We start from the raw sequence: 22,220 nt of genomic DNA, 5'->3' as shown, positions 1-22,220 counted from the left end.
AGAACCGTATTCCTTGTTCAGCACGGTCGTGATCGCTGCGGTCAGCGTCGTTTTGCCGTGGTCAACGTGCCCGATGGTACCCACGTTAACGTGCGGTTTGGTCCGTTCAAACTTACCTTTTGCCATGATTTATTCCACTGAATTTTTGAAAACTATGAAAAAGCCCCCGCCGCTTTAATAAGTGCGGCGGGGCCAATATTACCTGTTACCGCGCGCGCTGATAACCTCGTCGGCAACGTTCTTCGGAGCTTCAGCGTAATGCTTGAACTCCATGGAGTACGTTGCACGGCCTTGGGTTTGCGAACGCAGGCTGGTCGAGTAACCGAACATCTCAGCCAGAGGAACCTCGGCCTTGATCATCTTGCCGCCACCGGGGATGTCTTCCATGCCCTGGACCATGCCACGGCGGGAGGAGAGATCGCCCATCACGTTGCCGGCGTACTCTTCCGGCGTTTCGACGTCTACAGACATCATGGGTTCAAGCAGCACGGGGCTGGCCTTGCGCATGCCTTCCTTGAATGCCATGGAGGCAGCCATACGGAACGCATTCTCGTTGGAGTCAACGTCGTGGTACGAACCGAAGAACAGCGTGACCTTGACGTCAACCACCGGGTAACCGGCGACCACACCCGCAGGCAGGGTTTCTTGAATACCCTTGTCGACTGCAGGAATGTATTCGCGCGGAACCACACCACCCTTGATGGCATCGACGAATTCGTAACCGCCGCCCTGCTCCAAAGGCTCGAGCTTGAGGACAACGTGACCGTACTGACCACGACCGCCCGACTGCTTGACGAACTTGCCTTCGACCTCTTCGCATGTCTTGCGGATGGTTTCGCGGTAAGCAACCTGGGGCTTGCCCACGTTAGCTTCAACGCCGAATTCGCGACGCATGCGGTCGATCAGAACCTCAAGGTGCAGCTCGCCCATGCCGGAAATAATGGTCTGGCCGGACTCTTCGTCGGACGACACGCGGAAGGAAGGATCTTCCTGTGCCAGACGCGACAGCGCCACACCCATTTTTTCCTGGTCGGCCTTGGACTTGGGCTCGACGGCCTGCGAGATCACGGGCTCGGGGAATTCCATCTTTTCGAGCAGGATGTGCTGGCCGACGTCGCACAGGGTTTCACCCGTGGTTACGTCTTTCAGGCCCACCACAGCGGCGATGTCACCTGCCAGAACTTCCTTGATCTCGGCGCGGTTGTTGGCGTGCATCTGCAGAATACGGCCAACACGTTCCTTCTTGCCCTTGACAGGGTTGTAGACCGTTTCGCCTGCGTGCAGAACACCGGAGTACACGCGCACAAAGGTCAACTGACCAACGAAGGGGTCGGACATCAGCTTGAATGCCAGAGCCGAGAACTTGGCGCTGTCATCGGCGGGCAGGCTGATGGGGTTGCCGTCGTCGTCAGTGCCTTCGACTGGAGGAATGTCTACCGGGGAGGGCATGTAGTCGAGCACGGCATCCAGCATGCGCTGTACGCCCTTGTTCTTGAACGCAGTGCCGCACAACATGGGCTGGATTTCGCCGGCGATGGTACGCAGACGCAGACCCTTGTTGATTTCCTCTTCGGTGAGCTCGCCTGACTCCAGGTATTTGTCCATCAGCTCTTCGTTGGCTTCAGCTGCGCTTTCTACCAACTTTTCGCGCCACTCTGCAGCCTGGTCGGCCAGTTCGGCGGGAATATCAGCGTATTCGAACTTAATACCGTAGTTGGCGTCTTCCCAATAGATGGCCTTCATCTTGACGAGGTCAACCACGCCCTTGAAGTTCTCTTCAGCGCCGATTGGAATAACAACAGGCACGGGGTTGGCCTTCAGGCGCAGCTTGAGCTGGTCGTAGACCTTGAAGAAGTTCGCACCGGTGCGGTCCATCTTGTTGATGAACGCCAGACGCGGCACTTTGTACTTGTTGGCTTGGCGCCATACCGTTTCCGACTGGGGCTGAACACCACCCACGGCGCAGTACACCATGACAGCGCCGTCGAGCACACGCATGGAGCGCTCAACTTCGATGGTGAAGTCAACGTGCCCGGGGGTGTCAATGATGTTGACACGGTGTTCCGGGTAGTTGCCAGCCATGCCACTCCAGAATGCGGTAGTGGCAGCAGACGTAATGGTGATGCCGCGTTCCTGCTCTTGCTCCATCCAGTCCATGGTGGCAGAGCCCTCATGGGTTTCACCAAGCTTGTGGTTGATGCCTGTATAGAACAGAATGCGCTCGGTCGTGGTGGTCTTTCCGGCGTCAATGTGGGCGGAAATACCGATATTACGATAGCGCTCGATTGGGGTCTTGCGGGCCATGATGTAATGTCCTATTGATTACCAGCGGAAATGGCTGAATGCCTTGTTGGCCTCGGCCATCTTATGCGTGTCTTCGCGTTTCTTCATCGCGCCGCCACGCCCTTCAGCCGCGTCCATGAGTTCACCGGCCAGGCGCAGATCCATCGACTTCTCGCCACGCTTCTTGGCTGCTTCACGCAACCAGCGCATAGCAAGGGCCAGGCGGCGCACAGGGCGCACTTCAACCGGCACTTGATAGTTCGCACCACCTACACGGCGGCTCTTGACTTCGACCATTGGCTTGATGTTGTTAATGGCGGTGTTGAACACCTCGATAGGCTCTTTGCCAGTTTTAGCCTGAATCTGGTCAAAAGCGCCGTACACGATGCGCTCTGCAACGGCTTTTTTTCCAGACAACATAACAACGTTCATGAATTTGGCGAGTTCTACGCTGCCGTATTTAGGATCAGGGAGAATCTCACGCTTGGGAACTTCGCGACGACGAGGCATTTTTGCTTCCTTGTGACTGTTCAGTTGAACCGCTTAGCGGCCACGGCACCCTATGAATGGAGGAGTACCACTTACATGCGCCGGACACTTTTTCCGACGCTGCACTGAATCGGCCTGAATGGCCAAATAAATAAAATCAGGATTTCTTGGGACGCTTGGCGCCGTACTTGGAACGGGCCTGTTTACGATCCTTGACACCCTGAAGGTCGAGGGAACCACGCACGATGTGATAACGCACACCAGGCAAGTCCTTCACACGACCGCCGCGAACCAGCACGACCGAGTGCTCTTGCAGGTTGTGGCCTTCGCCACCGATGTAGGAAATGACTTCGTAGCCGTTGGTGAGACGCACTTTTGCGACTTTACGCAAAGCGGAGTTCGGCTTCTTGGGGGTGGTGGTGTACACACGAGTGCAGACACCACGACGCTGAGGGCAGTTCTCGAGCGCGGGGCTCTTGCTGCCTTCGCGTGCTCTTTCGCGCGGCTTACGCGCGAGCTGACTAATGGTTGGCATGACCTTTACGCATCCTGTTGTTTACGTTACGTATCTGATATCTACGCAGATGAACGTATTGATGAATACGCCTGCCGGGCCGACCCCACCCTTGCGGTGGAAGGCCAGATTTCGCCAGGCGGTTTACGCAATAGCCGCCTTAGCACGTGAACGTAAAAAGAGCGGGTCTTGCATAGCTTGACTTGCAGCCTATGTGGCAAGCACAAACTTCAAGTAAGCTCGCCATTCTACCACTATGGATAATTCGTGGTCAATGGCGAGTAGATAAAAACTTGCAACGCCCGCTTAGGCGTCAATCGCCGAGCCATGCTTGGCCAGCGGCACAACCTTTATCGTCATGTAGGGTAAGAGAGGCAGCTTGCTCAGGATGTCGTGCAGTTCATCGTTGCTTTCAACATCGAAAATGCTGACATTGGCGTACTCACCCACGATGCGCCAGAGATGGCGCCACTTCCCGGAACGCTGTAACTCTTGCGAGTACTGTTTTTCCTCGGCCTTGATGCGTTCGGCTTCCTCTGCAGGGAGGTTTTCGGGAATATCGACAATCATATGTACGTGAAAGAGCATGGGAAGTCCTTAAAAGAAAGAAAAACCGGAACACACGAAGCGCCCGGTTAGTTACTTGCCGATCAGTGATCAGCCCAGCGATGAAAGGAAAGACGCGAGGGCCTGATTAAAGGCCTGAGGCGCTTCGATGTTGGAAAGATGGGATGCCGGAACACTCACCAATTGCGAACCCGCGATGGCCTGACGCATAAATTCGGCGTCCGCCACCGTAGTGACAGGGTCGTACTCCCCTGCCACCAACAAGGTTGGAAGCTTAATGCCGGCAAGCTTGTCTCTAAGGTCGGAGGTAGCCAACGCTTCGCAACATGCGGCATAACCTTCTGGATTAATGCTCGCTATCCAAGCTTGCGCACGGGCAACCAGGTCGGGCTCGGCGTTGATGAAGTTGGCGGAAAACCAACGCTCTGGAGAAGATGCCGCCAATGCCTGCATGGCGTCTTTACCACTCTCACGCACGGTTGCGGCCCGCGCTCCCCAAGCTTCGGCGGTACCGATCTTAGCGGCGCTATTGCACACCGCGATGCCGGTGAAGCGTTCTGCAGCATTCGCCGCCAACCAGAGTGCGGTGTGTCCGCCCATGGAAACGCCGCAGATGGCAGCCTTATCCACATTCAGCGCATCCATGATCGACAAGACGTCTTCACCGAGCAGATCGAAACTGTAAGGCCCGGGCGTGACTGGGCTGCCGCCATGGCCGCGGGTGTCGTAGCACACTACCCGATAGGTTTCAGAGAAAACCGCCAGCTGTTCGGCCCACATTTCCAGCGTGGTACCCAAAGAGTTGCTTAGAAGCAGGACGGGCGCCTCTTTGGGGCCCCGCTCAGCGACGCGAAACACGCCATTACGGGTGGACAGCGAAATAGTGTCAATCATGGAATCCATATTTAGGCGACCACCTTGCGTTCGCGGTTCACAACCTGGTTGTCGACCCCATTGATCAAGGCGGTCAAATTGAAGTCGAACTCGATTTCGGCGAAAGGCCCGTTCAGACCATTGGCCTTGATGCTTTCTTCATCTGTACGCTCGATAACGGGCGGTACCAGACCTTCGCGCGTGGCGTAAGCAAAGTCGTCAAAGACGTACGGATCTCCGTCAATATTGATCTGCGTAGTCAGCTTGCGATGGCCTTCTGCAGTGATGAAGAAGTGGATGTGGGCCGGGCGGTTGCCGTGGCGACCGAGTTGATTCAGCAGCTCCTGGGTAGGGCCATCGGGAGGGCAGCCGTAGCCATGCGGGATAATGCTTTGGAAGCGATAGCGGCCTTGCTCGTCTGCGATGATGGTGCGGCGCATATTGAATGGCTTTTGTTCGCCGGTCGGGTCAAAATGCGAGTAAAAGCCCTTGGTATTGCAATGCCATACTTCTACCTGAGCCCCCGGAATGGGGTTGCCATCCTCACCGCGCACCGTGCCATGCATGATAAGGGTGTGGCCATTGGTATCGCTACCATCATCCAAGCGGGCAAAGCCGTGCTCAACCGGGGCGCCGGCAACGTACAAAGGCCCCTCGATGGTACGAGGAGTGCCATTGTTTACACCAAGCGCTTCGTCTTCCGCGTCCATGCGCATATCCATGTAGCGGTCAAAGCCTAACCCGGGCGAAAGCAAACCGGCTTCGTGTGCTGTGCCTAAGCGGTTCAAGTACGCAACACCTGCCCAGTACTCGTCCGAGGTGATATTCAGATCTTCGATGGCCTTAAAGATATCGGACACAATGCGGTGGACGATTTCTTTGGTGCGGGGATTGCCCTCGTTGTTGTTCAGACCACAGGCCAGCTTCAGGAAGTTCTGAACTTCAGCGCTTTCAAAAATATTGATACTCATAAAATTTCCTTGCTTATATGAAGGTGAGTGGTCATCGAAAAAGCTGCTTAAATCCGACAACCGTTGGCGTTAACTCGGCGAGTTCGGGGCTATCTGGCCCCCTATCAGATCAGGGCGAAGTCACGCTGACTTAGCTTTTGGCACGGTCTCGGCGGAAGTGCTGAACACGGTCTTCGTCCAAAGCAATACCTAGGCCTGGGCGAGCTGGCAAAGCCAGTTCAAAATCCTGATATGTCAGCGGGCTTTGTAAAATTTCTTCTGTTAACAGCAAAGGGCCAAATAACTCGGTTCCCCACTGCAGATTTCGGAAGGTGGAGAACACATGCGCGGAAGCCATGGTGCCGATCGCGCCTTCCAACATGGTTCCACCGTAAAGTTCGATATCGGCAGCATCAGCAATTGCCGCTACTTCCTGCGCCGCCTTCAGGCCACCCGACTGCTCAATCTTGATAGCAAATACATCAGCCCCGCGGACACGCGCCAGTTCGAATGCGGACTGCGGTCCAACCAGGGACTCGTCTGCCATGACAGCAATAGGGTAGTTTCCGGTTAAACGAGCCAGAGCTTTCGCGCTTGCGACCGGCTGCTCGACCAGCTCACATCCCGCGTCGGCCAAAGCGGCCAAGCCCTTGCGTGCTTCCAACTCGGTCCACGCCATATTGACGTCGACCCTGACTGCACCGCGATCTCCGAGTGCCTTTTTAATGGCAGCCACATGGGCCACATCCTGCATCACTTCGCGCTTACCGATCTTCAGTTTGAAAATCCGGTGACGGCGAGACGCCAGCATTGCTTCAGCCTCTGCAATATCTTTGGCAGTGTCACCAGAGGCCAGAGTCCAAGCAACGGGAAGACTATCGCGATGTCGTCCACCCAACAGTTCGGACAACGGCAAATGAGTACGCTGGCCCAGCGCGTCATACAACGCAGTCTCGACAGCACACTTTGCGAAACGGTTATCTTTAATCGCAGTATTCAGGCGGGCCATCACCGCTTGCACACGATTAGCATCCGCACCAATAAGTAAGGGAGCGAAATAGGTGTCGATGGCGAGCTTCATACCTTCGGGAGACTCAGCACCGTAGGCCAAGCCCCCGATGGTGGTGCCCTCGCCTACGCCGACGGAGCCATCAGAACAATACAGGCGTACCAACATCAAGGTCTGGCCGTTCATGGTGGCCATAGACAGTTGGTGGGGACGAATCGTGGGCAGGTCGAGCAGGAAAGTTTCGACGCGATCGACCGTGACGCGACCTAAGGAACTAGGGATGACGGTTTGCTTTTCCATGGGCTCATTAAAAAACAGTGTGGGCTTGGCAATCCAACACCAAATAAGTCTGCTGGAATACCTAAAAGGTATAATCCACATGAAGTCACTGAAAAATCAGTTACTTAGATACACAGAAAACCAATTCCAGGGTTTACCCTAGGCGGGGTGATTTAAATGGATTTAAGGCAGCTGCGCTATTTCATCGCCGTCGCTGAGGCGCGTAGTTTCACGAGGGCTGCAGAAAAGTTGCATATTGCGCAGCCCCCTCTTAGTCGACAGATACAGTTACTGGAATCGGAATTAGGGGTACAGCTGCTGCAGCGCGACACGCGTCCGCTACAGATCACTGAAGCCGGGCGAGTGTTTTACGAACAAGCATTACAAGTCTTGCACCGCGTTGAACAAATGAAGGCGGCCACGGTACAAGTAGGCAAGGGGCAGGCCCGAAGGGTGTCAATTGGGTTTGTTGCATCAACCTTGTATGGAGCTTTGCCTTTGTTGACGCAAAGGCTGCGGCAACGCTATCCCGATATTGATTGCCAGTTGCTGGAATTGACGACCATGCAGCAGATTGCAGCCCTGAAAGACGGCCGAATTGATATTGGATTTGGTCGGGTGAGAAGCGACGATCGTTCTGTTGCGCGCATCGTTTTACGGGAAGAGAGGCTGGTGCTTGCCATCCCACCCACCCACGAATTTGGGAAGGATCCTAGCCCCCTGCCGCTATCTGCCTTGGAAGGCCACCCTTTGATCGTCTATCCCAAAGAGCCGCGCCCCAGCTTCGCAGATCAAGTTCTCAACCTGATACACGATAAAAAAATACGCCCTTCACAAGTCTTTGAGGTACGCGAACTTCAAACCGCCCTGGGCCTGACCGCCGCTGACGTCGGGTTATGCGTCATACCTGCAGCCGCCAAATTCCGTAGCGACCTCGTCTACAGAAAGATCGAAGACGAGTCCGCCACCTCACCCGTCATTCTTAGCCACCGTATGAACGACTCTTCCTGGTACATCGAGGCAGTGCTCGACATCCTCGACGAACTCTACGCCGACAAATCGGCGTAGATGACCGCATGAAGACATGTGCTGATATACAAAGCAGCCGCGTCTACTCTTTCAAGAACGGATAGTACGGCGGTGCTTCGCCAATCACGCCCATATCGACCTCCACCATGCGCAGCCCGCCTCGCGGCAGAATGTCTCGCACGGCGGAGGCCAGGCCGTTTTTATCGGTGACTTTCACGTAAGCGGCCCCTACGCAACGGGCCAGTTGCTCGAAATCCGGGGAATCGAGATCGCCATACACTCTTCTGCCGCCAAAGCCTGCATCTTGCATGTGTTTGATAACACCGTAGCCGGAATCGTTCATGATGATCATGAGCAGATCAACACCTTCTTGCTGGGCAGTCCAGAGCTCGCTGACATTCATCATAAAACCGGCATCACCCGATAACAAAACGGTATCCCGGCCGTTTGCTGCAAAGGCGGCGCCAATGGCCAAAGGCAGACCTTGACCGATGCCACCCCCGACAGGGTGGATGGCAGTGCGAGGATGATAGATCTCGTACAGCCGGTGCCCCCAGGTGGAATTTGCGACGGTGATATCGCGCACCCAAAGGGAATCCTCAGGCGTGGCGGAACGCAATTGTTCAGCGAAGTCGCGGTAAGGCCCCAATGTCTTTTTATAGTTCTCGCGGGCTTGCTGCTTCATGCGAGTAAACGCCGCAGGAAAATCTTCATCGACGCCAGGCTCTGAGCCGATCTTTTCTAGCAAGGCTTTTAAAACTTCCCTGCAATCGCCTTGTACAAAGAGTTCACTTGTATAGGTACGCCCGTTAGCGGCCGGGTCGATATCTACCTGCACCCTGCGCGCAGGGAGTTGAATGGTTTGATCCACCGTTTCTTGGCCACGCATTTTGGAGCCCAAGACCACCATGAGATCCACGTCTTGGTAGAAATTTTCCACATCTTTACACCCGGAGCCGTTCATCGCACCCAGGTTCATCGGATGGGACTCTTTCACAATGCCACGCGCAGCCCAACTGCTGACCATGCCAAAGCCCATGTCGAGAAACTGCTCAAGCAGGTCACCGCAATCGCGCGCGCCACTGCCCACCCAAAACATTGGCCGCTTGGCGCTGGCAACCATTTCCGTCAAGCGGGCAAGCGGCTCAGGCGCTGGGGGCATGGGAGGAACAGGCTTAAGATCAACCTGTAATGGCGACGGTTCTTGGCATAAGGCTTTTTGAACATCGATGGGTATTTCCACACTGACCGGCCCCGCAGGCGCGGCCATGGCCTCTTGTGCCGCCCGGGTCAGAATGCCCCACGTTTCTTCAGGCGTATTGACCCGGTAAGCCGCTTTGCAGACGCTCGCCAGCATGCCCTGCTGATCTCTGACTCCATGTGTCGCGCCTGTATCGCGTCCCAGATACTTTGTAGGCACTTGGCCGGTGATATGCAGAACAGGCGTGCAGGAATAACTTGCTTCCAGCAGCCCTGACACAGCATTGGCCGCCCCCGGGCCAGTGCTAGATATCAGCACCCCCAGTTTTCCGGAGATCCGCGCAAAGCCATCGGCCATATGAGCGCCGCCCATTTCGCCACGCGTTGTCACCACCTTGATACCGCCTTCCCGTGCGATGCCATCCATAATGGGGATGTTGTGCACCGAAATAATTGCAAATACGGTATCAACCTCTATCGCCTTTAGAAACCGGGCGACCAAATCTCCTGCATTCATATTGCCTCTGACCTTTGGTTTTATAGGATGGAGAGTGTTCTGGATCTGGCACTTCTGCTGATCAAGTTTCCATTCGATCAGACAGAATACCTGAGAACTAATGAGGGTTTGACATGGGAACACATGCCGCTACGCTTGTGCCAGCCCATTCTTTGGCTTGCAACGACTGTGAAATGCGATTCTGGGAATAAAAAAAATGCCGGGCACCCTGAAAAGGGCCCGGCATTTTTGATACTGCAGCGTTTAGACGCTATGCGTGAGGCAAAGCTTATTCCTCGGACGTTTCAGTTCCGGGAACTGCACCTTCCACACCTTGGTCTGCGTCGGTATGAGCATCAACCGATTCGGAATCTGAAGCAGATTCTTCAGCGGGGCGATCCTCAAACGGGTTGGCCATGGCGCGTGCGGCTTGACGCTCGGCAGCCTCCAGCGATTCCTTGTCGCGGCGGGCCTGGTGATAGGCCATGCCGGTACCAGCGGGAATCAGGCGACCCACAATGACGTTTTCCTTCAAACCGCGCAGTTCATCACGTTTGCCCATGATGGCGGCTTCGGTAAGAACGCGGGTGGTTTCCTGGAAGGAAGCTGCTGAAATGAAGGAGTCCGTGGACAGCGAGGCCTTGGTAATGCCCAGCAGAACGTTGTCGTATGTCGCTGGAATACCGCCTTCAGCGATCACCCTATCGTTCTCGTTGAGCAGTTCGGAGCGTTCGACCTGTTCGCCGGTAATGAAGCTGGTGTCGCCTGCGTCGGTGATGTTCACACGGCGCAGCATCTGGCGGACGATCACTTCAATGTGCTTGTCGTTGATCTTCACGCCCTGCAGACGGTAGACGTCCTGCACTTCGTTAACGATGTACGTTGCCAGCTTCTCGATGCCCTTGAGACGCAGAATATCGTGCGGGTCGGAAGGCCCGTCGACAATCATTTCGCCCTTGTTCACCACTTGGCCGTCGTGCACCAGAACTTGCTTTTCCTTGGCGATCAGGAACTCGTGGCTGACGCCTTCGAGGTCGGTGATAACCAGACGCTGCTTGCCCTTGGTGTCCTTACCGAAGGAAACCGTGCCGGTGACTTCCGCCAACATGCCGGCATCCTTGGGAGAACGCGCTTCGAAGAGTTCGGCAACACGCGGCAGACCCCCGGTAATATCGCGGGTCTTCTGCGATTCTTGCGGAATACGCGCAAGAATTTCACCCATCTGAACGTCTTGCCCATCGCGCACGGTAATCAGTGCGCCAACCGGGAACGAGATGTTGACGGAGTGTTCCGTGCCGGCAATCTTGACCTCTTCGCCCGCCTCGTTGATCAGCTTGATCTGCGGACGCATCATGGTCTTGCCGCCACGCGTCTTCGGCGTAATGACCACCAGGGTGGACAAGCCTGTCACTTCATCAAGCTGCTTGGCGACGGTTACGCCCTCTTCGATGTTCTCGAAGCGCACGCGGCCCTGGTATTCGGACACGATCGGGCGTGTGAGAGGATCCCACGAAGCCAGGCGCTGGCCAGCCTTGACCGTATCGCCATCGCCTACAGCAATGGTTGCACCATAGGGGATTTTGTGGCGTTCGCGCTCGCGGCGTGCGTCGTCGAAAATGACGATTTCGCCTGAGCGGGAAATCGCAACACGTTCGCCCTTGGGGTTGGTCACGTAACGCAGGCCGATTTCGAAGCCAACGGTACCCGCAGACTTGGTTTCCACCGAGCTTGCCATGGCTGCTCGCGATGCCGCCCCCCCGATGTGGAAGGTACGCATCGTAAGCTGCGTGCCGGGCTCACCGATGGACTGAGCAGCGATCACACCGACGGCTTCACCCTGGTTGACCATGGAACCACGGCCCAAGTCGCGCCCGTAGCAGTGGGCGCACAGGCCATGACGGGTTTCGCAAGTCAGCGGCGTGCGTACTTTGACCTCGTCGATGCCGAGCTCGTCGATGAGTTCGACATAGTCTTCAGTCAGCAGCGTGCCGGCTTCAATGGCTGTTTCCTGGTTATCGGGATTGACGATATCCACGGCGGTTACGCGGCCCAGAATGCGGTCGCGCAGCGGCTCGATGACTTCACCGCCTTCCAGCACGGCCTTCATGGAATAGCCCTGCGTGGTACCGCAATCGTTTTCCGTAATGACCAGATCTTGCGTGACGTCTACCAGACGACGGGTGAGGTAACCGGAGTTAGCCGTTTTAAGTGCCGTATCGGCCAGACCCTTACGTGCACCGTGAGTCGAGATAAAGTACTGAAGTACGTTCAAGCCTTCACGGAAGTTCGCCGTAATGGGGGTCTCGATAATCGAGCCATCCGGCTTGGCCATCAGGCCACGCATACCAGCCAACTGACGGATCTGTGCAGCGGAACCCCGAGCGCCGGAGTCGGCCATCATGTAGATGGAGTTGAAGGACTCTTGACGGACTTCTTCGCCAAAGCGGTTGACCACAGGTTCCGTGGCAAGCTGTTCCATCATGGCCTTGCCGACGCGGTCGCCGGCCTTGCCCCAGATATCCACCACGTTGTTGTAGCGTTCCTGCGCAGTCACCAGACCGGAGGAGTACTGCTTGTCGATTTCCTTGACCTCGCGAGCAGCCTGAGCCAGGATTTCTTCCTTGACGCTGGGCACAACCATGTCGCTCATGGCGATGGAAATACCACCGCGCGTGGCCAGGCTGAAGCCCGACTGCATGAGTTTGTCCGCGAAAATCACCGTGGCGCGCAGGCCGCAGCGACGGAACGACTGATTAATCAGACGCGAGATTTCTTTCTTCTTGAGCGGACGGTTCAGTTCGGAGAACGACAGGCCCTGCGGCAGGATTTCCGACAGCAGCGCACGACCCACAGTCGTTTCAAAACGACGCAGCTTAGGCTGCCATTCGCCGGATTCGTCCTTTTCGTATTCGTTCAGGCGCACAGTGATGCGGCTTTGCAGCTCGACAACACCGGAATCGTAGGCGCGCTGGACTTCGAAAATATCCGAGAAGAACGTGCCTTCGCCTTTACCGTTGATGCGCTCGCGGGTGGCGTAGTACAGACCCAGAACGATGTCCTGAGAAGGCACGATGGAAGGTTCGCCGTTGGCCGGGAACAGCACGTTGTTGGAGGCCAGCATCAAGGTGCGGGCTTCCAGCTGCGCTTCCAGCGACAACGGAACGTGAACAGCCATCTGGTCACCGTCGAAGTCGGCGTTAAATGCCGCGCAGACCAGGGGGTGAAGCTGAATGGCCTTACCTTCAATCAGCACCGGCTCAAACGCCTGAATGCCAAGACGGTGCAACGTTGGCGCACGGTTCAGCATGACGGGGTGCTCGCGAATCACTTCGTCGAGAATATCCCACACGACGGGTTCGTGGCTGTCCACCATCTTCTTGGCCGCCTTGATGGTGGTGGCCAGGCCCATGAGTTCGAGCTTGTTGAAGATGAAGGGCTTGAAGAGCTCCAGCGCCATCAGCTTGGGCAGACCACACTCGTGCAGTTTGAGCTGCGGGCCCACCACAATGACGGAACGACCCGAGTAGTCAACGCGCTTACCCAGAAGGTTCTGACGAAAACGACCGCTCTTACCCTTGATCATGTCGGCCAATGACTTGAGCTGACGCTTGTTGGCGCCTGTCATGGCCTTGCCGCGACGGCCGTTATCCAGCAGCGAGTCGACCGATTCCTGCAGCATCCGCTTTTCGTTGCGCAGAATGATGTCCGGCGCTTTGAGTTCGAGCAGACGCTTGAGGCGGTTGTTGCGGTTGATGACGCGACGGTAGAGGTCGTTCAGGTCGGAGGTGGCGAAGCGGCCACCGTCCAGCGGCACCAACGGGCGCAGATCGGGAGGCAGAACCGGCAGCACTTCCATGATCATCCAGTCGGGCTTGATGCCGGACTTCTGGAAGCCTTCCAGCACCTTGAGGCGCTTGGAGATTTTCTTGATCTTGGCGTCCGAGCCGGTTGCCTTGAGCTCTGCACGCAGGGTTTCGACCTCGCGGTCGATATCGATGGTGCGCAGCAACTCGCGAACGGCCTCCGCGCCCATGAGAGCGTGGAAGTCATCGCCGTATTCTTCCGTCTTGGTGAGGAAGTCGTCGTCGGACATGATCTGACCACGCTTGAGCGGGGTCATGCCTGGCTCGATGACGCACCAGGCCTCGAAGTACAGCACACGCTCAATGTCGCGCAGCGTCATGTCGAGCACCATGCCCAGGCGCGAAGGCAGGCTCTTGAGGAACCAGATGTGCGCTACTGGGCTGGCCAGCTCAATATGAGCCATGCGCTCACGGCGAACCTTGGCCACGGTGACTTCCACACCGCATTTCTCGCAGATGACGCCACGATGCTTGAGGCGCTTGTATTTGCCGCAAAGACACTCGTAGTCCTTGGTGGGACCAAAGATCTTGGCGCAAAACAGGCCGTCGCGCTCAGGTTTGAACGTGCGGTAGTTAATCGTCTCGGGTTTACGAACTTCACCGAAAGACCATGAACGGATCTTTTCCGGCGACGCGATGCCGATGCGAATGGCATCGAACTGTTCGTCTTGCGAAACTTGCTTGAAGAGATCGAGTAGCGCTTTCATTTATTTACGCTCCAAATCCATGTCCAGGGACAAGGATCGAATTTCCTTGACGAGCACGTTAAACGATTCGGGCATGCCCGCATCAATGACGTGATCACCCTTGACGATGTTCTCGTAAACCTTGGTACGGCCGGTAATGTCGTCGGACTTGACCGTCAGCATTTCCTGCAGGGTGTACGACGCACCGTAGGCTTCCAGCGCCCACACTTCCATTTCCCCGAAGCGCTGGCCACCGAACTGAGCCTTACCACCCAGCGGCTGCTGAGTCACGAGCGAGTACGGGCCGGTGGAACGCGAGTGCATCTTGTCATCAACCAAGTGGTGCAGCTTCAAGTAATGCATGTAGCCGATGGTGACGGGTCGCTCGAAACGATCGCCAGTACGGCCGTCAAACAGCCACGCCTGGGTACGGGTATCGGTCAGCTGCAGCTTCTCTGCGATGTCTTCCGGGTAGGCCAGACGCAACATCTGGTCGATTTCTTCTTCGGTCGCACCGTCAAAGACCGGAGTTGCCAGAGGCACACCGTTGCGCAGATTCTTGGCCATCTCAACGATTTCATCGTCGGTCAGCTCATTAACCTTGGCGGGTTCGCCCACGCTGTTGTACACCTTGTCGATGTATTCGCGCAGTTCCTTGACCTGCACACCGCGCTCTTCGTCGAAGAGGTCGTCGATGCGTTGGCCAATACCCTTGGCAGCCCAGCCCAGGTGCATTTCCAGAACCTGACCGACGTTCATCCGTGACGGCACGCCCAGCGGGTTCAGGACAATATCCACAGGCGTACCATCGGCCATGTGAGGCATGTCTTCCACTGGAGTGATGCGAGACACCACACCCTTGTTACCGTGGCGGCCGGCCATCTTGTCACCCGGTTGCAAGCGACGCTTCACAGCCAGATAGACCTTGATCATCTTGAGCACGCCCGGCGGCAGTTCGTCGCCCTGCGTGAGCTTCTTACGCTTCTCTTCGAAGTTCAGGTCGAACTGGTGGCGCTTCTGCTCAAGCGATTCCTTGGTCTGCTCCAGCACGACAGCGTGCTCTTCATCGGCCAGACGGATGTCAAACCACTGCCAGCGGTCGAGATCGTTCAAGTATTCTTGAGTAATCTCGCTGCCCTTAGCCAGCTTGCGCGGGCCACCGTTGACGGTCTTGCCCACCAGGAATTTGCCGATACGGTCGAACGCGTCATCTTCAACGATACGCAGCTGGTCGTTGAGGTCTTGGCGGTAGCGGCGCAGTTCGTCGTCGATGATGGACTGAGCGCGTTTGTCGCGATCGATCCCTTCGCGGGTGAACACCTGTACGTCGATGACGGTACCCACCATGCCGGAGGGCACGCGCAGCGACGTGTCTTTAACGTCAGAAGCCTTCTCACCGAAGATGGCGCGCAACAGCTTTTCTTCCGGCGTAAGTTGGGTTTCTCCCTTGGGAGTCACCTTACCTACCAGCACGTCGTCAGCGCGTACTTCCGCACCAATGTAGACAATGCCGGAATCGTCCAAACGATTCAGTTGGGTTTCGGGCAAGTTGCTGATGTCGCGGGTGATTTCTTCAGCACCCAGCTTGGTATCGCGCGCCACAACCGTCAGTTCTTCGATGTGAATCGAAGTGTAGCGGTCGTCGGACACAATCTTCTCGGAAATCAGGATGGAGTCCTCGAAGTTGTAGCCGTTCCAGGGCATGAACGCGATCAGCATGTTCTGGCCCAAAGCCAGTTCGCCGAGGTCGGTGGAAGCACCGTCAGCCAGCACGTCGCCGCGGGCGACGACATCGCCACGTTTCACGATGGGGCGCTGGTTGATATTGGTGTTTTGGTTGGAGCGCGTGTATTTAGTGAGGTTGTAGATATCTACACCCACTTCACCGGCGACGTTTTCGTCGTCGTTCACGCGAATCACGATACGCTCGGCGTCAACGTGGTCGACCACGCCGCCACGGCGGGCCTGCACAGTGGTGCCGGAGTCAACCGCAACCGTGCGCTCGATACCCGTTCCGACCAGCGGCTTTTCGGGGCGCAGGCAAGGTACAGCCTGACGCTGCATGTTGGCGCCCATCAGTGCACGGTTGGCGTCGTCGTGCTCCAGGAAGGGAATCAGCGATGCTGCCACCGAAACGATCTGGGAAGGCGCCACGTCCATGTAATGAACGTTTTCAGGCGACGTCATGAGGGTTTCGCCCGCCTGACGGCAAGCAACCAGATCGTCAACGAAGCGGCCTTCTTCGTCGAGTTGCGCGTTAGCCTGCGCAATGACGTAGTTGGACTCCTCGATCGCGGACAGGTAATCAATTTGATTGCTGACCTTGCCGTCGATGATCTTGTTGTAAGGCGTTTCCAGGAAACCGTACTCGTTCAGGCGTGCATACAGCGCCATCGAGTTGATCAGGCCGATGTTCGGGCCTTCAGGTGTTTCGATGGGGCACACGCGACCGTAGTGAGTGGGGTGCACGTCACGCACTTCAAAGCCCGCACGCTCACGCGTCAGACCGCCCGGCCCAAGAGCCGAAACACGGCGCTTGTGAGTAATTTCAGACAGCGGGTTGGTCTGGTCCATGAACTGCGACAGCTGGCTCGAACCAAAGAACTCCTTGACTGCTGCCGAAATCGGCTTGGAGTTGATCAGGTCGTGCGGCATGAGGTTTTCCGTCTCGGCTTGGCCAAGGCGTTCCTTCACTGCACGCTCCACGCGTACCAAGCCTGCGCGGAACTGGTTTTCAGCCAATTCACCCACGCAACGTACGCGACGGTTACCCAAGTGGTCGATATCGTCAATCTGACCGCGCCCGTTACGCAGCTCAACCAGAACCTTGATGGTTTCCAGGATGTCTTCGTCGGTAAGCGTCAGCGGGCCGTCTTCATCTTCGCTGTGACCCAGGCGGCTGTTGACCTTCATGCGGCCAACGCGAGACAGGTCGTAGGTCTCTTCGTTGTAGAAAAGCCGCTGGAACAACGCTTCAACAGCGTCTTCGGTTGGCGGCTCACCGGGGCGCATCATGCGGTAGATGGCTACGCGCGCTGCGTTCTGATCGGCGGTTTCGTCAGTACGCAGGGTGGCGGAAATATAGCCGCCGCGATCCAGGTCATTGATGTACAGCGTCTGGATTTCACCGATATTGGCCAGACGGATATCGGCCAGAATGGTTTCGGTGATCTCGTCGTTGGCGTTGGCCACGACTTCGCCGGTTTCCGGATTGATGATGTTCTTTGCCAGGATGCGCCCGATGAGGAAATCTTCAGGCACGGAAATGCGCTCCACGCCGGCGTTAGCCAGGTCGCGCAAGTGCTTGGCATTGATACGCTTGTCTTTCTCGACAATTACTGTGCCGTCGCGGCCGCAGATGTCGAATCGTGCAACTTCGCCCCTCCAGCGCTCGGGAACGAATTCCAGCATGCCGCCTTCGGAATGAATTTCGATCTGGTCGAAATCGAAGAACGTGGCAAGGATGGACTCCGGCGTCATGCCGATGGCCTTCAGCAGGATGCTGACGGGCATTTTGCGGCGACGGTCGATACGGAAGAAGAGGATGTCCTTGGGGTCGAATTCGAAATCGAGCCAGGAACCACGATAGGGGATGATGCGCGCCGAGAACAACAGCTTCCCGGAACTATGCGTCTTGCCACGGTCGTGTTCAAAGAACACGCCGGGTGAACGGTGCAACTGCGATACGATAACGCGTTCCGTGCCATTGATGACAAAGGAACCGTTTTCGGTCATGAGCGGAATTTCGCCCATGTAAACTTCCTGTTCCTTGACTTCACGGATGGTAGGACGGCTAGCTTCGCGATCCATCAGCACCAAGCGCACCTTGGCGCGCAGCGGCGATGCATAAGTCAAACCGCGCTGCTGACATTCCTTGACGTCAAATACTGGGTCTCCCAACACATAGCTGACAAATTCCAGCCTTGCCATCCCGTTATGGCTTACGATGGGAAAAATAGAGCTGAAAGCGGCCTGCAAACCGTCTTCTGCGCGTTGGGAAGGTGGAGTATCCGCCTGAAGAAAGGTTCTGAAGGATTCCAACTGAGTCGCCAAAAGGTAAGGGACGTGTTGCACGTCTGCACGCTTGGCGAAGCTCTTGCGTATGCGCTTCTTTTCGGTATACGAATAAGGCATGAGCACTCCGACTCGAGGGGTTACAATGGCCGTCAACCACGGCCCTGGTTTACGACTCCAGAAAGCCCGGCTTTCAGCAAAAAAAGGGCCGAAACACGGGTTTTCTGGAAACGCAAAAGCCCGGGAAGGCTTTGGCGCTCCCCGGGCAAGGCGAAAAAGGTCTTACTTGAGTTCGACCTTAGCGCCGGCTTCTTCCAGCTTCTTCTGAGCTTCTTCAGCACCAGCTTTGTCCAGGCCTTCCTTAACGGGCTTCGGTGCGCCATCAACCAGGTCCTTGGCTTCTTTCAGGCCCAGGCCGGTGATTTCGCGAACAGCCTTAATCACGGAAACCTTGTTGGCGCCGACTTCTGCCAGCACAACGGTGAATTCGGTCTGCTCTTCAGCAGCAGCAGCGCCAGCGCCGCCGGCTGCAGGAGCAGCGACAGCCACAGCGGCCGCAGCAGCGGACACACCGAATTTTTCTTCCATTTCAGTAATCAGCTCGGACAGCTCGAGCACGGTCATGCCGGCGATGGCGTCGAGGATTTCAGCTTTAGTTGCCATTTTGTAGAACTCCAGATTTTAAATAATTGCCAGGTTGGGTATCGTTCTGTGTCGTTGCACAACGAAGGGCTTACGCCGCTTCCTTCTGGTCGCGAACGGCTGCGAGGCCGCGCACGAACTTGGTCGGAACTTCGTTGAGCGTACGCACGAATTGCGCGATCGGGGCTTGCATAGTGCCCAGCAGCTTGGAGAGCAGCTCTTCACGCGAGGGCATCGTGGCCAGGGCCTTGACACCATTCACGTCAAGCAGGCTATTGGGCATTGCACCGCCCTTGATCACCAGCTTGTCGTTGCTCTTGGCAAACTCGGAGAGCACTTTCGCGGCCGCAACGGGATCGTCGCTGATGGCGTACATCAGCGGACCAACCAGTTGCGAGGACAGACCTTCAAAAGGTGTGTCTGCCACAGCGCGGCGCACCAGCGTGTTCTTAAGAACGCGCAGGTAAACGCCCGACTCACGCGCAGTCTTGCGCAATACGGTTACAGAAGCGACGTCCAGACCACGGTACTCGGCGATAATGACCGATTGGGCCTTTGCAACTTGTGCAGAGACTTCCTCGATAACTACCGCTTTCTCTTCACGATTGAGACTCACGGTTGAACACTCCTTCTAACGACGCTTGGGAGGCTCCCTTGCGTCAACCGAATGCGGCGCACCTGGTCGAGTTCTTCGAAAACGAGAAATCTTCCATGGGCGCCGTCTACGCTGGACCCGGTTAACAAAACACCGGAATTAAGCGCTTAGGTAGCGATACTGCCGCTACGCCACGCTCCAGCGGTCTTTGACAGCGGTGCCCAGGTTGTAACGCCCGGGCACGGCCCAAAGTTCTGTTTCTGACTTTAAGCAGTCAGCGAAGCTACGTCGACACGCGCACCACCACCCATGGTGGAGGACACGGCGACTTTACGCAGATAAACGCCCTTAGCAGCAGCCGGACGCGCTTTGTTCAGCGCATCGACCAGAGCTTCGAGGTTGGTCTGCAATTGTTCTACTTCAAAAGACGCACGGCCAATAGTGGCATGAATGATGCCAGCCTTGTCGGTGCGGTACTGAACCTGACCGGCCTTGGCGTTCTTGACAGCCGTGGCGACGTCAGGCGTTACAGTGCCGACCTTTGGGTTGGGCATCAGGCCGCGAGGGCCAAGTACTTGACCCAGGGCGCCAACCACACGCATGGTGTCGGGCGAGGCGATGACAACGTCAAAGTCGAGATTGCCGGCCTTGATGCTTTCAGCCAGGTCTTCCAAGCCTACGATATCTGCACCCGCTGCCTTAGCAGCTTCTGCTTTCTCGCCTTGGGCGAACACGGCCACGCGCATGGTTTTGCCGGTACCAGCAGGCAGTACCACGGAGCCGCGAACGAGCTGGTCGGATTTGCGGGGATCGATGCCAAGCTGAACAGCGACGTCGATGGACTCATCGAACTTGGCTGTTGCGGTTTCCTTGACAAGGCCCAGCGCCTCGGTGACGGGGTAGAACTTGTTGCGATCAATCTTGGCGGCAATAGCGGCCGCGCGCTTGGACAACTTCGCCATATCAGACTCCCTCGACGTTGATGCCCATGCTGCGGGCGCTGCCGGCTACCGTACGGACTGCGGCGTCAAGATCGGCAGCAGTCAGGTCGGGTTGCTTGGTCTTGGCGATTTCCTCGGCTTGAGCACGAGTCAGTGTGCCGACCTTGTCGACGTTGGGGCGAGCCGAGCCCTTCTGTACACCGGTAGCCTTCTTGATCAGAATGGTTGCCGGCGGCGTCTTCATGATGAAGGTGAAGCTCTTGTCGGCGTAGGCGGTGATCACCACAGGAATTGGCAGACCGGGTTCCATGCCCTGGGTCTTGGCGTTGAATGCCTTGCAGAATTCCATGATGTTCAGGCCGCGCTGACCGAGAGCCGGGCCGATTGGGGGAGATGGATTGGCCTTACCAGCTGGCACTTGCAGCTTGATGAAGCCGACGATTTTCTTCGCCATTATGATGCTCCTTGCGGGTTATGACGCCTCCTGTAGTCGTACATGCCGACGCGGGAGGCTCCCCGGGGTTGATGAATCAGGTTTTTTCGACCTGAGCGAAATCGAGTTCAACAGGGGTGGAGCGGCCAAAAATAGTGACCGAAACACGCACCTTGCTTTTCTCGTAATTGACTTCTTCGACGTTGCCGTTGAAATCCGCGAAAGGACCTTCCTTGACGCGAACCATTTCGCCAACTTCGAATAGAACCTTGGGGCGCGGCTTTTCGACGCCCTCTTCCATTTGCGACAGAATCTTCTCGACTTCCTTATCGGAAATGGGTGCCGGACGGTTACCAGAACCTCCCAGGAAACCCGTGACACGAGGCGTGCTCTTTACCAGGTGCCAGGTGTCGTCGGTGAGATCCATTTCCACCAGCACGTAGCCGGGGAAAATGCGCCTTTCAGTGATGGACTTCTTGCCACCCTTTACTTCTACGACTTCTTCAGACGGTACGAGAATTTGCCCGAAGTTATTTTCGAGGCCGGCGCGGGCGATGCGGTCGACCAGCGTACGCTGCACGCTTTTCTCCATACCGGAATACACGTGAACGACATACCAACGCTTGCTCATGTATGACCTTTAGTTCCAACCCAACAGCACGCCGAAGATCAACCACTGAAGGATCTTGTCGACCAGCCAGAGGAAGGCGCCAACCACAATAACAAAGGCAAAAACAATGCCTGTCATGCGGATGGTTTCGCTGCGGGAAGGCCATACAACACGCTTGATTTCGTTGTAGGCATCGCGCCCGAAGCTCATGCTGCGCTTACCAGGTTCGCTGGACCAGGCAATAAACCCAGCCACGATTACACTGACCAGAAAGGCACCCAGGCGAAGCACCGTGGGTTGACCTTCCAGCATGGAATAACCGACGATGCCGGCGACAATGACCAGCACGGCCAGCGCCAGCTTGAGGCGGTCGGCTTTACTGCTGACGGTTTCTACTTTGCTGTTGGACATGTTCCCGGCTACAAGCGCCACGAAAGCGGCTGCGGTGAATCAGATGTGTGGCAGGGGCAGTAGGAATCGAACCTACAACCTTCGGTTTTGGAGACCGACGCTCTGCCAATTGAGCTATACCCCTAGACTTGGAAAGCGATGATGCCTTAGCACCACCGCTTGCTTGTCGGCCTGACGTTTTAAAAACGCCAGACCGATATGATACTACGTTTTTTACTCGATGATTTTTGCCACAACGCCGGCGCCGACGGTACGACCGCCTTCACGGATGGCGAAGCGCAGACCTTCTTCCATGGCGATAGGAGCGATCAGGGTCACTTCCATCGACACGTTATC

The 22,220-nt window shown here is 56.4% G+C and carries 18 protein-coding genes, 1 tRNA gene and 1 pseudogene; 1 reads left to right on the top strand and 19 read right to left on the bottom strand.

What is annotated here, in order from left to right; translation table 11 throughout:
- The 8 genes from VRY85_RS14725 to VRY85_RS14690 form a co-directional block, all read right to left on the bottom strand.
- The coding region (locus VRY85_RS14725; protein ID WP_414596903.1) for a GTP-binding protein at nucleotides 1–126 on the bottom strand (126 nt) is incomplete at its 3' end.
- A gap of 72 nt (nucleotides 127–198) precedes the next feature.
- Nucleotides 199–2,304, bottom strand: a complete 2,106-nt coding sequence (fusA, locus tag VRY85_RS14720) for an elongation factor G (protein ID WP_414599358.1) — start codon at nucleotides 2,302–2,304, stop codon at nucleotides 199–201.
- A gap of 18 nt (nucleotides 2,305–2,322) precedes the next feature.
- Nucleotides 2,323–2,793: a 30S ribosomal protein S7 gene (gene rpsG, locus VRY85_RS14715; protein ID WP_414599357.1), complete on the bottom strand. Its 471-nt coding sequence runs from the start codon at nucleotides 2,791–2,793 to the stop codon at nucleotides 2,323–2,325.
- A 136-nt stretch (nucleotides 2,794–2,929) separates the two neighbouring features.
- Nucleotides 2,930–3,307 carry a 30S ribosomal protein S12 gene (gene rpsL / locus VRY85_RS14710; protein WP_414599356.1) on the bottom strand — a complete coding sequence of 126 codons (378 nt, stop codon included), beginning with the start codon at nucleotides 3,305–3,307 and terminating at the stop codon, nucleotides 2,930–2,932.
- Between the two features lie 285 nt (nucleotides 3,308–3,592).
- Nucleotides 3,593–3,874: a muconolactone Delta-isomerase gene (catC, locus tag VRY85_RS14705; RefSeq protein WP_414599355.1), complete on the bottom strand. Its 282-nt coding sequence runs from the start codon at nucleotides 3,872–3,874 to the stop codon at nucleotides 3,593–3,595.
- A gap of 69 nt (nucleotides 3,875–3,943) precedes the next feature.
- Nucleotides 3,944–4,756, bottom strand: a complete 813-nt coding sequence (gene pcaD, locus VRY85_RS14700; RefSeq protein WP_414599354.1) for a 3-oxoadipate enol-lactonase — start codon at nucleotides 4,754–4,756, stop codon at nucleotides 3,944–3,946.
- Nucleotides 4,757–4,758: 2 nt separating this feature from the next.
- On the bottom strand, nucleotides 4,759–5,697 hold the full coding sequence (gene catA / locus VRY85_RS14695) for a catechol 1,2-dioxygenase (RefSeq protein ID WP_414599353.1): 939 nt from the start codon (nucleotides 5,695–5,697) through the stop codon (nucleotides 4,759–4,761).
- A 130-nt stretch (nucleotides 5,698–5,827) separates the two neighbouring features.
- Entirely contained in the window at nucleotides 5,828–6,985 is a 1,158-nt protein-coding gene (locus tag VRY85_RS14690; RefSeq protein ID WP_414599352.1) for a muconate/chloromuconate family cycloisomerase, read from the bottom strand.
- 156 nt (nucleotides 6,986–7,141) lie between these two features.
- On the opposite strand from VRY85_RS14690, the gene VRY85_RS14685 reads away from it, so the two are divergent.
- Entirely contained in the window at nucleotides 7,142–8,032 is an 891-nt protein-coding gene (locus VRY85_RS14685) for a LysR substrate-binding domain-containing protein (RefSeq protein WP_414599351.1), read from the top strand.
- A gap of 43 nt (nucleotides 8,033–8,075) precedes the next feature.
- Here VRY85_RS14685 and VRY85_RS14680 read toward each other — a convergent pair whose 3' ends face one another.
- The 11 genes and pseudogenes from VRY85_RS14680 to VRY85_RS14630 all read right to left on the bottom strand — a co-directional run.
- Complete coding sequence (locus VRY85_RS14680; RefSeq protein WP_414599350.1) at nucleotides 8,076–9,710, bottom strand: thiamine pyrophosphate-binding protein; 1,635 nt, start codon at nucleotides 9,708–9,710, stop codon at nucleotides 8,076–8,078.
- Nucleotides 9,711–9,978: 268 nt separating this feature from the next.
- Entirely contained in the window at nucleotides 9,979–14,259 is a 4,281-nt protein-coding gene (gene rpoC / locus VRY85_RS14675) for a DNA-directed RNA polymerase subunit beta' (protein ID WP_414599349.1), read from the bottom strand.
- Complete coding sequence (rpoB, locus tag VRY85_RS14670; protein WP_414599348.1) at nucleotides 14,260–18,372, bottom strand: DNA-directed RNA polymerase subunit beta; 4,113 nt, start codon at nucleotides 18,370–18,372, stop codon at nucleotides 14,260–14,262. It lies immediately after the preceding gene.
- 162 nt (nucleotides 18,373–18,534) lie between these two features.
- Nucleotides 18,535–18,915: a 50S ribosomal protein L7/L12 gene (rplL, locus tag VRY85_RS14665; RefSeq protein ID WP_414599347.1), complete on the bottom strand. Its 381-nt coding sequence runs from the start codon at nucleotides 18,913–18,915 to the stop codon at nucleotides 18,535–18,537.
- A gap of 70 nt (nucleotides 18,916–18,985) precedes the next feature.
- On the bottom strand, nucleotides 18,986–19,510 hold the full coding sequence (rplJ, locus tag VRY85_RS14660) for a 50S ribosomal protein L10 (protein WP_414599346.1): 525 nt from the start codon (nucleotides 19,508–19,510) through the stop codon (nucleotides 18,986–18,988).
- A gap of 245 nt (nucleotides 19,511–19,755) precedes the next feature.
- The gene (gene rplA, locus VRY85_RS14655; RefSeq protein WP_414599345.1) at nucleotides 19,756–20,451 is read right to left on the bottom strand and encodes a 50S ribosomal protein L1; all 696 of its coding nucleotides are present in this window, start codon (nucleotides 20,449–20,451) and stop codon (nucleotides 19,756–19,758) included.
- Between the two features lies 1 nt (nucleotide 20,452).
- Nucleotides 20,453–20,884: a 50S ribosomal protein L11 gene (gene rplK / locus VRY85_RS14650; RefSeq protein ID WP_414599344.1), complete on the bottom strand. Its 432-nt coding sequence runs from the start codon at nucleotides 20,882–20,884 to the stop codon at nucleotides 20,453–20,455.
- Nucleotides 20,885–20,960: 76 nt separating this feature from the next.
- Nucleotides 20,961–21,494: a transcription termination/antitermination protein NusG gene (gene nusG, locus VRY85_RS14645; RefSeq protein WP_414599343.1), complete on the bottom strand. Its 534-nt coding sequence runs from the start codon at nucleotides 21,492–21,494 to the stop codon at nucleotides 20,961–20,963.
- Between the two features lie 9 nt (nucleotides 21,495–21,503).
- Nucleotides 21,504–21,884, bottom strand: a complete 381-nt coding sequence (gene secE / locus VRY85_RS14640; RefSeq protein ID WP_414599342.1) for a preprotein translocase subunit SecE — start codon at nucleotides 21,882–21,884, stop codon at nucleotides 21,504–21,506.
- Nucleotides 21,885–21,932: 48 nt separating this feature from the next.
- Nucleotides 21,933–22,008 (bottom strand) — tRNA-Trp (locus VRY85_RS14635).
- Between the two features lie 89 nt (nucleotides 22,009–22,097).
- Nucleotides 22,098–22,220: pseudogene (locus VRY85_RS14630) on the bottom strand (elongation factor Tu); the annotation flags it as partial.

The sequence above is a fragment of the Achromobacter sp. F4_2707 genome, assembly GCF_047501535.1.
In the GTDB taxonomy this organism is placed as follows: Bacteria; Pseudomonadota; Gammaproteobacteria; order Burkholderiales; family Burkholderiaceae_B; genus Yanghanlia.
This window is presented reverse-complemented; position numbering and strand designations above follow the sequence as displayed.